The organism is Citrobacter sp. FP75 (assembly GCF_018342065.1).
Classification (GTDB): Bacteria; Pseudomonadota; Gammaproteobacteria; order Enterobacterales; family Enterobacteriaceae; genus Citrobacter.
Genome location: NZ_JAFDOE010000007.1, coordinates 66,831 through 81,699 on the forward strand (window position 1 = coordinate 66,831; position 14,869 = coordinate 81,699).

General features: G+C 53.8%; 12 protein-coding genes. 10 read left to right on the forward strand and 2 right to left on the reverse strand.

Annotation, left to right across the window (positions count from 1 at the left end; genetic code table 11):
- The first annotated feature begins 7 nt into the window (after window positions 1-7).
- Window positions 8-1,159, forward strand: a complete 1,152-nt coding sequence (locus JQ822_RS19725; protein WP_213134893.1) for an acyl-CoA dehydrogenase — start codon at window positions 8-10, stop codon at window positions 1,157-1,159.
- Between the two features lie 52 nt (window positions 1,160-1,211).
- Here JQ822_RS19725 and JQ822_RS19730 read toward each other — a convergent pair whose 3' ends face one another.
- Entirely contained in the window at window positions 1,212-2,102 is an 891-nt protein-coding gene (locus JQ822_RS19730) for an AraC family transcriptional regulator (protein ID WP_213134894.1), read from the reverse strand.
- 507 nt (window positions 2,103-2,609) lie between these two features.
- Between JQ822_RS19730 and JQ822_RS19735 the strand changes: the two genes are divergently transcribed.
- The 5 genes from JQ822_RS19735 to fadK all read left to right on the forward strand — a co-directional run bounded on the left by JQ822_RS19735 (window position 2,610) and on the right by fadK (window position 7,688).
- Entirely contained in the window at window positions 2,610-3,374 is a 765-nt protein-coding gene (locus JQ822_RS19735) for an electron transfer flavoprotein (RefSeq protein ID WP_213134895.1), read from the forward strand.
- A 21-nt stretch (window positions 3,375-3,395) separates the two neighbouring features.
- Window positions 3,396-4,331, forward strand: a complete 936-nt coding sequence (locus JQ822_RS19740; RefSeq protein WP_213134896.1) for an electron transfer flavoprotein subunit alpha — start codon at window positions 3,396-3,398, stop codon at window positions 4,329-4,331.
- A 58-nt stretch (window positions 4,332-4,389) separates the two neighbouring features.
- Window positions 4,390-5,679: an FAD-dependent oxidoreductase gene (locus JQ822_RS19745; protein WP_213134897.1), complete on the forward strand. Its 1,290-nt coding sequence runs from the start codon at window positions 4,390-4,392 to the stop codon at window positions 5,677-5,679.
- Window positions 5,676-5,969: a ferredoxin family protein gene (locus JQ822_RS19750; protein ID WP_213134898.1), complete on the forward strand. Its 294-nt coding sequence runs from the start codon at window positions 5,676-5,678 to the stop codon at window positions 5,967-5,969. The genes JQ822_RS19745 and JQ822_RS19750 overlap by 4 nt, the downstream gene beginning before the upstream one ends.
- Window positions 5,970-6,050: 81 nt before the next feature.
- Window positions 6,051-7,688 carry a medium-chain fatty-acid--CoA ligase gene (gene fadK / locus JQ822_RS19755; RefSeq protein WP_213134899.1) on the forward strand — a complete coding sequence of 546 codons (1,638 nt, stop codon included), beginning with the start codon at window positions 6,051-6,053 and terminating at the stop codon, window positions 7,686-7,688.
- A gap of 37 nt (window positions 7,689-7,725) precedes the next feature.
- Here fadK and ppsA read toward each other — a convergent pair whose 3' ends face one another.
- A complete protein-coding gene (gene ppsA, locus JQ822_RS19760; protein ID WP_213134900.1) occupies window positions 7,726-10,104 on the reverse strand; it encodes a phosphoenolpyruvate synthase in 2,379 nt (792 codons plus the stop codon).
- 329 nt (window positions 10,105-10,433) lie between these two features.
- Here ppsA and ppsR point away from each other — a divergent pair, with 329 nt between their 5' ends.
- The 4 genes from ppsR (at window position 10,434) to JQ822_RS19780 (ending at window position 14,857) form a co-directional block, all read left to right on the forward strand.
- On the forward strand, window positions 10,434-11,267 hold the full coding sequence (gene ppsR / locus JQ822_RS19765) for a posphoenolpyruvate synthetase regulatory kinase/phosphorylase PpsR (protein ID WP_213134901.1): 834 nt from the start codon (window positions 10,434-10,436) through the stop codon (window positions 11,265-11,267).
- A 127-nt stretch (window positions 11,268-11,394) separates the two neighbouring features.
- The gene (gene aroH / locus JQ822_RS19770; RefSeq protein WP_213134902.1) at window positions 11,395-12,441 is read left to right on the forward strand and encodes a 3-deoxy-7-phosphoheptulonate synthase AroH; all 1,047 of its coding nucleotides are present in this window, start codon (window positions 11,395-11,397) and stop codon (window positions 12,439-12,441) included.
- A gap of 169 nt (window positions 12,442-12,610) precedes the next feature.
- A complete protein-coding gene (gene hemP / locus JQ822_RS19775; RefSeq protein WP_213134903.1) occupies window positions 12,611-12,799 on the forward strand; it encodes a hemin uptake protein HemP in 189 nt (62 codons plus the stop codon).
- 75 nt (window positions 12,800-12,874) lie between these two features.
- A complete protein-coding gene (locus JQ822_RS19780) occupies window positions 12,875-14,857 on the forward strand; it encodes a TonB-dependent hemoglobin/transferrin/lactoferrin family receptor (protein ID WP_213134904.1) in 1,983 nt (660 codons plus the stop codon).
- The last annotated feature ends 12 nt before the right edge of the window (window positions 14,858-14,869 follow it).

Here is a 14,869-nt window from a genome sequence, read left to right on the forward strand (position 1 = left end):
TACCCTCATGGACTTTTCGTTAACTGAAGAACAAGAGCTGCTGCTTGCCAGCATTCGCGAACTGATCGCCAGCAATTTCCCGGAAGAATATTTCCGCACCTGCGATCAGACGGCCACCTACCCGAAAGAGTTTATGCGCGCCCTTGCAGATAACGGCATTTCGATGCTGGGCGTGCCGGAAGAGTTCGGCGGTATTCCGGCTGATTATGTCACCCAGATGCTGGCGCTGATGGAAGTATCAAAATGTGGCGCCCCGGCATTTTTGATCACTAACGGGCAGTGCATTCACAGCATGCTGCGCTTTGGTTCCGCCGAGCAGTTGCGTAAAACGGCAGAAAGTACCATGGAAACCGGCGATCCGGCGTATGCGCTGGCATTAACCGAACCGGGTGCCGGGTCTGACAACAACAGTGCCACCACCAGCTACACCCGTAAAAACGGCAAAGTGTATCTGAACGGGCAAAAAACCTTTATTACCGGTGCGAAAGAGTACCCGTACATGCTGGTACTGGCACGCGATCCGGAGCCTAAAGATCCGAAGAAAGCCTTTACGCTGTGGTGGGTAGACTCGAAGAAACCCGGCATTAAGGTGAATCCGTTGCACAAAATCGGCTGGCACATGTTAAGCACCTGCGAAGTCTATCTTGATGATGTTGAAGTGGACGAAAGCGATAGGGTCGGCGAAGAGGGTATGGGCTTCCTCAACGTGATGTACAACTTTGAAATGGAGCGGCTGATCAACGCCGCGCGCAGCACCGGCTTTGCCGAGTGCGCCTTCGAAGATGCCGCCCGTTACGCTAATCAACGTATTGCATTCGGCAAGCCAATTGGCCATAACCAGATGATCCAGGAAAAACTGGCGCTGATGGCGGTTAAAATCGAGAACATGCGCAATATGGTGTTGAAGGTCGCCTGGCAGGCCGATCAGAAACAGTCGCTGCGGACCAGCGCTGCGCTGGCAAAATTGTACTGCGCGCGTACGGCAATGGAAGTCATTGACGACTCTATTCAGATTATGGGCGGTCTGGGTTATACCGATGAAGCGCGTGTTTCTCGCTTCTGGCGCGATGTACGCTGTGAGCGTATTGGCGGCGGCACGGATGAAATCATGATCTACGTTGCGGGTCGTCAAATCCTGAAAGATTACCAGAACAAGTAAGGGTGAATTGCCCGGTAAGCGTAATGCTTACCGGGCACGCAGAAGACGGTCATCAAACCTCCGGCATCAGACATTCCTGCTCAAGCAGATTGTTTTTAAACTGCTTGCGATAATCACCGGGAGAACAGCCCACATGTCGCTGAAAAAGTTTGGCAAAGTGATCGACATTTTCATATCCCACCCGCCACGAAATGTCCGCTAATGATGATTCCGTATTGGTCAGAGAAAATTTAGCCTCCGTCATTCGCCGCTGGATAACATAATTAATCGGTGATATTCGATACTCTTTGGTAAATTCATGGCAAATGTAACTAACGCTGGCTCGAAATTTCTTTGACAACTGCTCAAGGGTTATTTTTTCACGGAAATTGTTATTTAAATACACCAGCACATCTTTAATTAAGACGTCTTTTTTAATGTACCCCTGCTCCGAACGATACGCATTTTTGAAATTTTCATAATACAGTACGGTTAATGCATACGCGAAAGCATCGTATGCCGCCGAGGTCAGATTATTTTTGCTCTGTGGCAGCATAATACTCAGTTCATTAAAAATACTTTTGATCACCTCCTTCCCCTGTCCGGCGCTGATCACCGGGCATGAATGCGCCTGCAGCAATTGGTTATCCTGCCAGCCGTTAAAGCGAAACCCTGCCAGTGCGCAGGTGTAGGTAGTGGCCGGTGTGCTACTGTCAGAAGCAACCGCATGCAGTCGGCCTTGCTCTATCACCACAATATCGCCAGCATGAGCGACATACAGTGACGAGTCGATAATAAATCTAGCGACACCTTTTTTGACGTAAATGAGCTCTGTTTCATTGTCATGAACATGGTGACCTGACGCCCAGTTCGGATCGTCACTAATGACGAACCGTGCAAATTTAGGGGTTTTCCCCTGCTCAAAAAGGGGTTCCATAGCATTATCAAAACATCGTTGATACATGACAACCTCCACCTTAAGACCGGAAATTTAAGGATAAGTAATAGCGATAAATTAAAGCGACTGAGCATGTTATACAACGTTATTTCATCGTAACGAAACAAAATTATTGGCGCCATCTGCAAGATGATACGCGTTGCTATAATGCGTATCCCACACCAATTATTTACTTTTTAAAAATGATGAAGAGGATAAATGTTATTATTTAATAATTAGTTATTTACATAACGGAAACATAAAGAGCCAGATACGGATTAAAAACATGATGCATTTCGCAATTACCCCGCCCTGCTCTTTTTTTCTGTTTATCGTTACCGTACATAATGTTTACGCAATGCTTATCCGCAAAGCATTCGGCTATCACTTTTTTTTGCAAGATTGTTGGAAACGAAAACAGATTGTCCCGTCGAAAATACCCCTCGCCTGCCGCAGACTAATTTCAGTCAACTTTCCCTACTGTCGATAATGACGCGCCCCGTCATCATCTGAACATGACTCACCGGAGATGCCATGAAAATAGTCACCTGCTTTAAGTTGGTTCCTGAAGAACAGGACGTTGTTGTTACCCCGGAGCGCTCACTTAACTTTGACAGAGCCGAAGCCAAGATCAGTCAATTTGACCTGAATGCCATCGAAGCCGCCGCGCAACTGGCGGCAGAAGGTGATGAGATTGTCGCCTTAACGGTTGGCGGCTCGCTGTTACAAAACTCAAAAGTGCGTAAAGACGTGCTGTCCCGCGGCCCAAATAGCCTGTTTATGGTACAGGATGCGCAGCTGGAACACTCACTGCCCAAAGACACGGCCCAGGCGCTGGCCTGCGCCGCAGCGAAAATTGAATTTGACCTGATGTTATTCGGTGAAGGGTCAGGCGATATCTATGCGCAGCAGGTGGGTTTACTGGTAGGCGAACTCCTGCAGCTCCCCGTCGTCAACGCGGTGAGCAAGATTCAACGCCGCGGCGAACGCATTCTGGTCGAGCGTGCACTTGAGGACGAAATCGAAGTGCTTGATCTCCCGCTCCCCGCCGTGCTTTGCGTCACGTCTGATATCAACACGCCGCGCATTCCGTCAATGAAAGCCATTCTTGGGGCCGGGAAAAAAACCGTTACTTCCTGGCAGGGCAGCGATATTGGCTGGACGCCAGTGCCACCGTTAGCGGAACTGGTGGCAATAACGGTTCCGCCACAAACCGAGCGTAAACGCATCATTCTGGAAAATGACTCAGCAGAAGCGATCGCTGAACTGGCCGACCATCTGAAAAAAGCGCTGAACTAAGCCCAACGGAGAGAAATCATCATGAGTAAGTTAGCCAACGTCTGGGTATTTAGCGATAACGCAGAACGCTATGCAGAATTAATGACCGGCGCGCGCCTGTGGGGTGAGCAGGTCCATATCATTGTGCAGGATAGCGAACAGGCAAGCCAGGTTCTGCCGCTGGGTGCCGATAGCGTCATCGTACTTGAGCAATTTTCCGGGCTACAGCGTATTGAAAATTACGCTGAGACCTTCGCAGCCCTGATGCAACAACACGTCGGTTTGCTGCTGATGCCCGCCACCAAGCGCGCGAAATCCCTTGGCGCGCGGTTAAGCATCCAGCTCAATGCGGCGATGGTGAACGATGCAACGTCAGTGAACCTTGATTCTGGCGCGCTGTTTGCCGAACACCGCATGTATGGCGGGCTGGCATTCGGTAAAGAAAAGCTCAATAGCGCTCTGGCGATTATTACGCTTGCCACCGGCGGCCTGGAACCGGTCGAGGCCAATCCAGCGCACACCTGCCCGGTGACCTCCGCGCCCTACATCGCCCCACGCCATGAAATTATGTGTCAGGAACGTCGCGCCAAATCGCTGAGCAGCGTGGATCTCAGCAAAGCCAGGCGCGTGGTGGGCGTAGGCCGTGGCCTGGTGGCGCAAGACGATCTGGAAATGGTGCATAAACTGGCTGCGGTGCTGGACGCTGAGGTGGGTTGCTCACGACCGATTGCCGAAGGCGAAAACTGGATGGAGCGCGAGCGCTACATCGGCGTTTCCGGCGTGCTGCTAAAGTCTGATCTGTACCTGACGCTGGGTATCTCAGGACAAATTCAGCATATGGTCGGCGGAAACGGGGCGAAGACCATCGTCGCCATCAATAAAGATAAAAAAGCCCCTATTTTTAATTATGCCGATTACGGTCTGGTGGGCGATATGTACAAGGTTGTGCCGGCCCTTATCGAACAGTTAAGCCGCTAATCCCCCCTCATTTAACCCACAACTCCCGCTGCCCTCGCGGCGGGAAGGGAGCATAAGCATGTCAGATGAAAAATTTGATGCCATTGTGGTCGGTGCTGGCGTGGCGGGAGCGGTAGCAGGCTACGTGATGGCTAAGGCCGGACTGGACGTACTGGTCATTGAGCGCGGAAACAGCGCGGGCAGTAAAAACATGACCGGCGGTCGACTCTACGCCCACAGTCTTGAGCGCATCATGCCAGGATTCGCGCAGGAAGCGCCCATCGAGCGCAAAGTGACGCGTGAAAAGATCTCATTCCTTACTGAGGAAAGCGCCGTCACCCTCGACTTCCATCGTGAAAAAGAGGATGTTCCGGCGCAGGACTCCTGGACGGTTTTACGCAGCCGTTTTGACCCGTGGCTAATGGAGAAAGCCGAACAGGCTGGCGCGCAGTTTATTCCGGGCGTTCGCGTCGATGCCTTAATCCGCGAGGGCAATAAAGTGACGGGCGTTCAGGCCGGTGACGATATTCTGGAAGCCAATATCGTCATCCTTGCCGACGGCGTTAATTCCATGCTGGGCCGCTCGCTCAGCATGGTACCCCCCTCCTCAGCACACCACTATGCCGTCGGCGTTAAAGAGCTGATTGGCTTGCCGCCCGCCGTTATTGCGGATCGCTTCACTCTTTCGGGCAATGACGGCGCGGCCTGGCTGTTTGCCGGTTCCCCTTCGAACGGATTGATGGGCGGTGGCTTCCTGTACACCAACCGGGACTCTATTTCTTTGGGGCTGGTCTGTGGTCTGGGCGACATCGCCCACGCGACGAAGAGCATTCCGCAAATGCTGGAAGACTTTAAGCAACATCCCACTATTCGTCCGCTGATTGCCGGGGGCGAGTTGCTGGAATATTCGGCGCACATGGTGCCGGAAGGTGGCCTGGCAATGGTGCCTAAGCTGGTCGATGACGGCGTGATGATCGTCGGCGATGCCGCGGGTTTCTGCCTGAACCTGGGTTATACGATTCGCGGCATGGATCTGGCTATTGCCTCCGCTGAGGCGGCGGCGAAAGCAGCTATCGCCGCGAAAGAACGCCAGGACTTCTCCGCCAACAGCTTGATGGAGTACAAACGCGCCCTCGAGCAAGGTTGCGTCATGCACGATTTACAGCATTTTCGCAAGATCCCGGCGCTGATGGAAAACCCACGCCTGTTCACCCAGTACCCACGCATGGTGGCGGATATCATGAGCGAGATGTTCACCGTTGACGGACATCCGACGCCACCGATGCGCAAAAGGATCATGCCCCATATAAAACGTATTGGGTTAATGAACGTACTGAAAGACGGTATTAAGGGAGCAACCGCGCTATGAGCCAGGACAACACCGTGAACGTCGACGTTAAGCTGGGCGTCAATAAATTCAACGTCGATGAAGGGCATCCACACATTATTCTGGCGACCCATCCGGATCGGAATGAGTTTCGCAAGCTGCTCAATGCCTGCCCCGCCGGGTTGTACAAGCAGGACGATGACGGAAATATTCATTTTGATTCTGCCGGATGCCTGGAATGCGGGACCTGCCGGGTGCTGTGCGGCGAAACAATCCTTGAACAGTGGGCGTACCCGGTCGGCACGTTTGGCGTCGATTTTCGTTATGGATAACGGATAGTGCATGTTGCAGGCCGGATAAGGCTCAGTTGCCATCCGCCAGGACGTATGCCGTAATAATCCAGGGACAAACCAATGAGTGTCACATTAACGTTTAACGCCGGGCGTCGTAACGCCTGGCGACAGCAGGGCTTGTGGGGCGACGCCTCACTGAGCGATTACTGGAGCCAGACCGCCCGGGCCGTACCGGATAAAATCGCCGTGGTTGATAATCACGGCGATGCCTACACCTACGCCGAACTCGATCGTGCCGCCAGCAGCCTGGCCGCCTGGTTTTTAGCCGTTGGGATTCAACCCGGCGATCGGGTTGCTTTCCAGCTGCCGGGCTGGTGTGAATTTACCGTGATTTATCTGGCCTGCCTGAAAACCGGGGCCGTCTCCGTCCCCCTACTTCCGGCCTGGCGCGAAGCGGAACTGGTGTGGGTACTGAACAAATGCAAAGCGAAGCTCTTTTTTGCGCCGACCTTGTTTAAACAAACCCGACCGGTGGATCTGATCCTGCCTTTACAGAATCAGTTGCCGCATCTGCAGCAGATTGTCGCCGTGGATAAACTGGCACCAGCGACGGCCTCACTGGCGCTCAGCCAGCTACTTACCTCTCCGCCGTTAACCCAGGCCGTTAGCGTCCACGCCGACGCGTTAGCCGCCGTGCTGTTCACCTCCGGCACGGAAGGAATGCCAAAAGGAGTGATGTTGACCCACAACAACATTCTTGCCAGCGAACGCGCCTACTGCGCCCGTCTTAACCTCAACTGGCAGGATATTTTTTTAATGCCCGCCCCGCTGGGGCACGCCACCGGATTTCTGCACGGCGTCACGGCCCCGTTTTTAATTGGCGCGCGCAGCGTGCTGCTGGATATTTTTACCCCGACCGCCTGTCTTGATCTGCTGGAGCAACAGCGCTGTACCTGTGCTCTCGGCGCAACACCCTTCGTCTATGACATGCTGTGCTGCGTGGAAAAGCGGCCTTACGACCTCACCTCGCTACGTTTCTTCTTATGCGGCGGGACCACTATTCCGCAGAAAATTGCCCGTGCCTGTCAGCAGCGCGGCATTAAGTTGTTAAGCGTTTACGGCTCGACCGAAAGCTCACCGCATGCGGTGGTCAATCTGGATGATTCACTTGCCCGCATGATGAATACCGATGGCTACGCCGCTGCGGGCGTCGAAATTAAAGTGGTCGATGAAGCACATAATACGCTGCCGCCGGGCGTAGAGGGGGAAGAAGCCTCACGCGGGCCTGGCGTTTTTATGGGCTACCTTGATGAGCCCGAAATGACCGCCCGCGCGATGGATGAAGACGGTTGGTACTACAGCGGCGATTTATGCCGCATGGACGACGAGGGCTACATTAAAATCACCGGGCGTAAGAAAGATATTATTGTGCGCGGCGGAGAAAATATCAGTAGCCGTGAAGTCGAGGACATTTTATTGCAGCATCCGCGTATTCATGATGCCTGCGTGGTGGCGATGCCGGACGAGCGTTTAGGGGAAAGATCGTGCGCTTACGTGGTGCTTAAACCGCCGCATCACTCGCTGTCGCTGACGTCGGTAGTGGCCTTCTTTAGCCGCAAGCGAGTAGCAAAGTATAAATACCCGGAACACATCGTGATTGTCGAAAAATTACCGCGCACAGCCTCCGGAAAAATCCAGAAGTATCAGCTTCGCCAGGACATTATTCAGCGTTTAAGCGTGGAGAGTATTGCAGAATAAAGTGCCGGATGGCGGCGAAACGCCATCCGGCATGATGTTACTTGTTCAGTTCAGCCAGGCTCAGCCAGGTCTGTACGACGGTGTCCGGGTTCAGCGACAGGCTGTCGATCCCCTCTTCCATCAGCCAGGCCGCGAAGTCTTCGTGGTCAGATGGACCCTGACCGCAAATACCCACGTATTTACCCTGTTTCTTGGCTGCGCGAATCGCCATCGACAGCAGCGCTTTCACCGCGTCGTTACGCTCATCAAACAGTTCAGAAACCACTCCGGAGTCACGGTCCAGACCCAGCGCCAGCTGTGTCATGTCGTTTGAGCCAATGGAGAAGCCGTCGAAGTACTCGAGGAACTGCTCGGCCAGCAGGGCGTTGGACGGGATCTCACACATCATGATGATCTTCAGCCCGTTTTCACCGCGCTTCAGACCCTGACGCGCCAGCTCTTCCACCACCGCTTTTGCCTGCGCCACGGTACGAACGAACGGCACCATGACTTCAACGTTGGTCAGTCCCATCTCGTTGCGCACGCGCTTCACAGCGTCACATTCGAGTGCGAAACAGTCGCGGAAGCTGTCAGCAACGTAACGGCCCGCACCCCGGAAGCCCAGCATCGGGTTCTCTTCATGCGGCTCGTAGCGCTCACCGCCGACCAGGTTGGCGTATTCGTTAGACTTAAAGTCTGACATTCGCACGATGACGCGTTTTGGATAAAACGCCGCGCCCAGCGTCGCGATCCCTTCGGTCAGACGACCCACGTAGAATTCACGCGGTGAATCAAAACCTTTCATCATGCCGCGAATTTCGTTTTGCAACTCTGGCGTCTGGTCATCGAACTCCAGCAATGCGCGAGGGTGCACACCAATCATGCGGTTGATGATAAATTCCAGACGCGCCAGCCCGACACCTTCGTTTGGCAGACAGGCGAAGTCGAAAGCGCGATCCGGGTTACCGACGTTCATCATCACCTTCAACGGCAGATCCGGCATAGTTTCGACGCTGGAACTCTTAACGCTAAAGTCGAGCATGTCGGCATATACGTAACCGGTGTCACCTTCGGCACAGGAGACGGTCACCGCCTCGCCTTCCTTGATGCGATCGGTAGCATCACCACAGCCCACTACCGCAGGGATCCCGAGTTCACGGGCGATAATCGCCGCATGACAGGTACGACCGCCACGGTTGGTAACAATGGCCGCCGCTTTTTTCATGATCGGTTCCCAGTCCGGATCGGTCATGTCGGTCACCAGTACGTCACCGGGTTCAATGCGGTTCATTTCGCTGATGTCATGAATGACCTTCACCGGACCCGCGCCGATGCGGTGGCCGATAGCACGGCCTTCAGCAATGATTTTGCCCTGCGCATGCAGCGTATAACGCTCCATCACCTGACCGCGAGAACGGACGGTTTCCGGACGCGCCTGCACAATGAACAGCTTGCCGGTGTGACCGTCTTTCGCCCATTCGATGTCCATCGGACGACCGTAGTGCTTCTCGATTTGTACCGCCTGCTTCGCCAGTTCCTGCACTTCCTCGTTCGTCAGTGAGAAAACGTCGCGCTGTTCCTGCGGCACATCTTCGATGGTCACCTGTTTGCCGTGTTCCTGGGTCGGCGCGTAGATCATGCGAATTTTTTTCGACCCCATCGTGCGACGCACGATAGCCGGGCGGTTAGCCGCCAGGGTCGGTTTGTGCACGTAGAACTCGTCCGGGTTCACAGCGCCCTGCACCACCATCTCACCCAGACCCCATGCGGAAGTGATAAACACCACCTGATCGAAGCCGGATTCGGTGTCGATGGAGAACATGACGCCTGAGGACGCGAGGTCAGAACGAACCATACGTTGGACGCCCGCAGAGAGCGCCACGCCACGGTGGTCATAGCCCTGGTGAACACGATAAGAGATTGCTCGGTCGTTAAACAGCGAGGCAAAGACGTGTTTGATGGCCACCAGCACGGCATCAAAGCCCTGGACGTTGAGGAAGGTTTCCTGCTGACCGGCAAATGAGGCATCGGGCATATCTTCTGCTGTCGCCGAGGAGCGGACGGCAAAAGAGGCATTGGCGTCGTCCGCGGAAAGCTGCGCGTAGGCATCGCGGACGGCATTTTCCAGCTCAGGCTGGAAAGGAGTGTCGATAATCCACTGGCGGATCTGCGCCCCGGCTTTGGCAAGCTCGGTGACATCGTCGATATCCGTTTTATCCAGCAGTTCATAAATGCGCTGGTTTACACCGCTTTGGTCCAGAAACTGGTTGAACGCATCGGCGGTTGTTGCAAAACCATTCGGTACGGAAACACCCATACCTGAAAGGTTAGTGATCATTTCACCCAGGGAGGCATTTTTGCCTCCAACTCTGTCTACATCATTCATGCCGAGTTGGTTATACCAAAGCACCAGCGGTGACGAGCCATTGTTGGACATCGAACAATCCTTATATTTGAACGAGGTTAGGAAACTCAATTTTGCGTAATTATCTTGGCATATTTACTGCGGCGAAAAAAACGGTGAATCGTTCAAGCAACTTTATTTTTTATTTTTTCAGATTGTTTCCGCATTTGCGCAAACCCGCGAGCGACACGGGATCACCACAAAAACAGTCGGTATAAACACTCGTTCCGAAAAATGAAATGTACTTTTCAGTAAATATAAAAATAGCGTTTCATTTTATAAAATAGCTGCCGCAATATTCGCTTCTGACGAATTTTAATTTATGCTTTCAGAGAATTATGTCTGCCCCCAGGATGAGCAAAATGGATAATGCTGTTGATCGTCACGTATTTTATATTTCTGATGGTACGGCCATCACCGCAGAGGTATTGGGCCACGCGGTGATGTCGCAATTTCCGGTCACGATCAGCAGCATTACGCTGCCGTTTGTTGAAAATGAGAGCCGCGCCCGTGCGGTGAAAGACCAGATTGACGCCATTTACCAACAAACTGGCGTACGCCCGCTGGTGTTCTATTCCATCGTGTTGCCGGAAATTCGCGCCATCATTTTGCAAAGCGAGGGCTTCTGCCAGGATATCGTCCAGGCGCTGGTCGCCCCACTGCAACATGAGATGAAACTTGACCCCACGCCGATAGCCCATCGCACGCACGGCCTGAATCCCGGCAACCTCAATAAGTACGATGCGCGTATTGCCGCCATTGATTACACCCTCGCTCACGATGACGGTATTTCGTTGCGCAACCTCGATCAGGCACAGGTTATTCTGCTCGGTGTCTCCCGCTGCGGCAAAACGCCGACCAGCCTGTATCTGGCGATGCAGTTTGGCGTTCGGGCAGCGAACTACCCCTTTATTGCTGATGATATGGATAACCTGGTGCTGCCCGCGTCGTTAAAACCGCTGCAGCATAAATTATTTGGTCTGACCATTGATCCGGAACGCCTGACGGCGATCCGCGAAGAGCGCAGAGAAAACAGCCGCTATGCCTCGCTGCGTCAGTGCAGAATGGAAGTGGCCGAAGTGGAAGCGTTATATCGCAAAAACAAGATCCCATGGCTCAACAGTACCAACTATTCGGTAGAAGAGATTGCCACCAAGATCCTCGACATTATGGGGCTGAATCGCCGAATGTACTAGAATGCTAGTGCATGAGTTCAATTTTTTGTTATCATGCTCGCCAGTAGGCAGGATGGATTGTGTTATTGTGATGTACATCACTTCCCGGCAGTCCTGCCGTTGAAGCAACAAATTTCTGAGACTCGTAATGAACAGAACTGATGAACTCCGTACTGCGCGGATTGACAACCTGGTCACTCCAGCAGAGCTGGCGCAGCGGCATCCTGTTTCGTCCTCCGTCGCCCATCACGTGACGGACTCGCGACGCCGGATAGAAAAAATACTGAATGGTGAAGATCCTCGTTTGCTGGTGATCGTTGGCCCCTGCTCGATTCACGACCTTGATGCAGCCATGGAGTACGCCACGCGCTTGCAGACGCTGCGCACCAGGCACCAGGCGCGTCTGGAAATCGTAATGCGTACCTATTTTGAAAAACCGCGCACCGTCGTCGGCTGGAAAGGTTTAATTTCCGACCCGGATTTGAACGGCAGCTACCGCGTTAACCACGGCATTGAGCTGGCGCGTAAGCTTTTGCTACAGGTCAACGAGCTGGGCGTCCCCACAGCCACTGAATTTCTCGATATGGTCACCGGCCAGTTTATTGCCGATCTGATCAGTTGGGGCGCTATCGGCGCACGTACCACCGAAAGTCAGATCCACCGTGAAATGGCCTCCGCGCTCTCCTGTCCGGTCGGCTTTAAAAATGGTACCGATGGTAATACACGTATCGCCGTCGATGCGATTCGCGCCTCCCGCGCCAGCCATATGTTCCTTTCACCGGATAAAACCGGTCAGATGACCATCTATCAGACCAGCGGCAACCCGTATGGGCACATCATTATGCGCGGCGGTAAAAAGCCGAATTACTTTGCGGAAGATATTGCCGCCGCCTGCGATACGCTGCATGAATTTTCGCTGCCGGAGCACCTGGTAGTCGATTTCAGTCATGGTAATTGCCAGAAACAGCATCGTCGCCAGCTGGAAGTGTGCGATGACGTCTGTCAGCAAATTCGCAATGGGTCGACGGCCATCGCCGGAATTATGGCCGAGAGCTTCCTGCGCGAAGGTACGCAAAAAATCGTCAGCGGTCAGCCGCTGGTTTACGGTCAGTCCATTACCGATCCGTGCCTGAACTGGGAAGATACTGAACTGTTGGTCGAAAAACTCGCATCTGCGGTGGATAGTCGCTTCTAACCTTTTCACCGGGTAGCATGACGTTGCCCGGTGACAATCCCTTGTTTTTCCCTCGTTTTTTGCATAAAAATCACTCTCGTCACAATTTTTTCACAAAAAAGCTTGCCGCAAATTTTTACTTTGATGATAATGATTATCATTGTTACATTGATTGTTATTTTTAAACACTATGTCACGTATGGATAACACAGCGGCAACGCCTGCAAAAAAGAATACACCATCCTCTACGCCCCCCACTGAGCGTCGAATTGACAGTAAAAGCCTGTTGGGCAACGAGGGTCGCGTGATCATTGAGCATGACGGACAGCATTATCTGCTGCGCCAGACACATGCCGGAAAACTGATTTTAACAAAATAAATCCACACATTTCGCCAGCCACCCAGGTCATCCCCAGGCAGCCAGCGCTTTTCGAGTTTCTAATGGAGAGTTGCTATGCCTTACCTGCACACCGCGAGTTTGCGCCCATCGCTGCTGGCGCTGGCGATCGTCTGCAGTCTTCCTGGTGCCGCGTATGCGGCAGTTGAAGATATGACCGTTATCGCTACCGGCAATGCTCGCAGCGCCTTTGAGGCGCCGATGATGGTCAGCGTTATCGACGCGACGGCCCCGGAAAATCAAACCGCCAGCTCTGCCGCTGACCTGCTGCGCAAGGTGCCAGGCCTGACCCTTGACGGCACCGGACGTACCAACGGCCAGGACGTCAATCTACGCGGCTACGACCGACGCGGCGTACTGGTGCTGGTTGATGGTGTTCGTCAGGGCACTGACACCGGACACCTCAACAGCACGTTCCTCGATCCCGCCCTCATCAAGCGTATCGAAGTGGTGCGCGGTCCATCGGCGCTGCTGTACGGCAGCGGCGCGCTGGGCGGCGTCATTGCCTATGAGACGGCAGATGCTAAAGATCTGCTGGAAGCTGGGAAAAACAGCGGCTACCGCGTGTTCGGCACCGCCGCCACGGGTGACCATAGCTTCGGGATGGGTGCCAGCACGTATGGCCGCACCGATACGCTGGACGGGCTGCTGTCCTGGTCCAGCCGTGACCGTGGTGACATACGTCAGAGCAACGGTACTACCGCGCCCAACGATGAAACGATTAACAATATGCTGGCGAAAGGCAGCTGGAAAATAGACAGCGCCCAGACGTTGGCCGGCTCGCTGCGCTATTACAACAACGATGCGCAGGAACCCAAAAACCCGCAAGCCAGCGACACAAATAGCAGTAACCCGATGACCGATCGCTCGACGATCCAGCGCGATGCCCAACTGACCTACTCGGTAGCCCCGGCGGACAACGACTGGCTGAATGCCGATGCGCGTATTTACTGGTCTGAGGCGCGTATTAATGCGCAAAACCCGGATGCCACCGGCGAGTTTCGTAAGCAAACCACCAAAGGTGGCAAGATTGACAACCGCACACGACTGTTTAGCGACGCCTTTGCGGCGCATCTGCTGACGTATGGCGGCGAGTATTATCGTCAGGAACAACAACCGGCGGGTGCCACCACCGGTTTCCCGCAAGCAAAAATTGATTTTAGCTCCGGCTGGCTACAGGATGAAATCACCCTGCGTGACCTGCCGGTGACGTTGCTGGGCGGCACGCGTTATGACTCCTATCGCGGTAGCAGCGACGGTTACGCTGATGTTGATGCGGATAAATGGTCCTCCCGTGCAGGAATGACCGTAACCCCCACCGACTGGTTGATGCTGTTTGGATCTTACGCTCAGGCCTTCCGTGCGCCGACCATGGGCGAAATGTACAACGATGCGAAACACTTCTCCATCGGCCGCTTCTACACCAACTACTGGGTGCCGAATCCAAACCTGCGCCCGGAAACCAACGAAACTCAGGAGTATGGTTTCGGTCTGCGCTTTGACGATCTGCTGCTGGCGAACGATGCCCTTGAATTTAAAGCCAGCTATTTCGACACTAAAGCGAAAGACTATATCTCCACCAGCGTCGATTTCGCCGCCGCAACGACCATGTCCTATAACGTCCCTAACGCTAAAATCTGGGGCTGGGACGTGATGACAACGTACTCCACCGATCTCTTCAGCCTGGATCTGGCCTATAACCGCACGCGCGGCAAAGATACCGACACCGGTGAATACATTTCCAGCATTAACCCGGACACCGTCACCAGCAAGCTGAACGTACCGGTCGCACACAGCGGTTTCTCGGTTGGCTGGCTTGGCACCTTTGCCGACCGCTCAACCCATATCAGCAGCAGCTACACTAAACAGCCCGGTTATGCGGTAAACGACTTCTATGTCAGCTACCAGGGCCAGCAGGCGCTGAAAGGTATGACCACTACGCTGGTGCTGGGCAACGCCTTCGACAAAGAGTACTGGTCGCCGCAAGGCATTCCGCAGGATGGGCGTAACGGCAAAATTTTCGTGAGTTATCAGTGGTAATCACTTTGCCCC

Coding starts and splice junctions, on each gene's coding strand:
- ppsR (WP_213134901.1), top strand. CDS start 10,434: ATGGATAATGCTGTTGATCGTCACGTATTTTATATTTCTGATGGTACG.
- JQ822_RS19730 (WP_213134894.1), bottom strand. CDS start 2,102: ATGTATCAACGATGTTTTGATAATGCTATGGAACCCCTTTTTGAGCAG.
- ppsA (WP_213134900.1), bottom strand. CDS start 10,104: ATGTCCAACAATGGCTCGTCACCGCTGGTGCTTTGGTATAACCAACTC.
- JQ822_RS19740 (WP_213134896.1), top strand. CDS start 3,396: ATGAGTAAGTTAGCCAACGTCTGGGTATTTAGCGATAACGCAGAACGC.
- JQ822_RS19780 (WP_213134904.1), top strand. CDS start 12,875: ATGCCTTACCTGCACACCGCGAGTTTGCGCCCATCGCTGCTGGCGCTG.
- JQ822_RS19745 (WP_213134897.1), top strand. CDS start 4,390: ATGTCAGATGAAAAATTTGATGCCATTGTGGTCGGTGCTGGCGTGGCG.
- JQ822_RS19735 (WP_213134895.1), top strand. CDS start 2,610: ATGAAAATAGTCACCTGCTTTAAGTTGGTTCCTGAAGAACAGGACGTT.
- fadK (WP_213134899.1), top strand. CDS start 6,051: ATGAGTGTCACATTAACGTTTAACGCCGGGCGTCGTAACGCCTGGCGA.
- aroH (WP_213134902.1), top strand. CDS start 11,395: ATGAACAGAACTGATGAACTCCGTACTGCGCGGATTGACAACCTGGTC.
- JQ822_RS19750 (WP_213134898.1), top strand. CDS start 5,676: ATGAGCCAGGACAACACCGTGAACGTCGACGTTAAGCTGGGCGTCAAT.
- hemP (WP_213134903.1), top strand. CDS start 12,611: ATGTCACGTATGGATAACACAGCGGCAACGCCTGCAAAAAAGAATACA.
- JQ822_RS19725 (WP_213134893.1), top strand. CDS start 8: ATGGACTTTTCGTTAACTGAAGAACAAGAGCTGCTGCTTGCCAGCATT.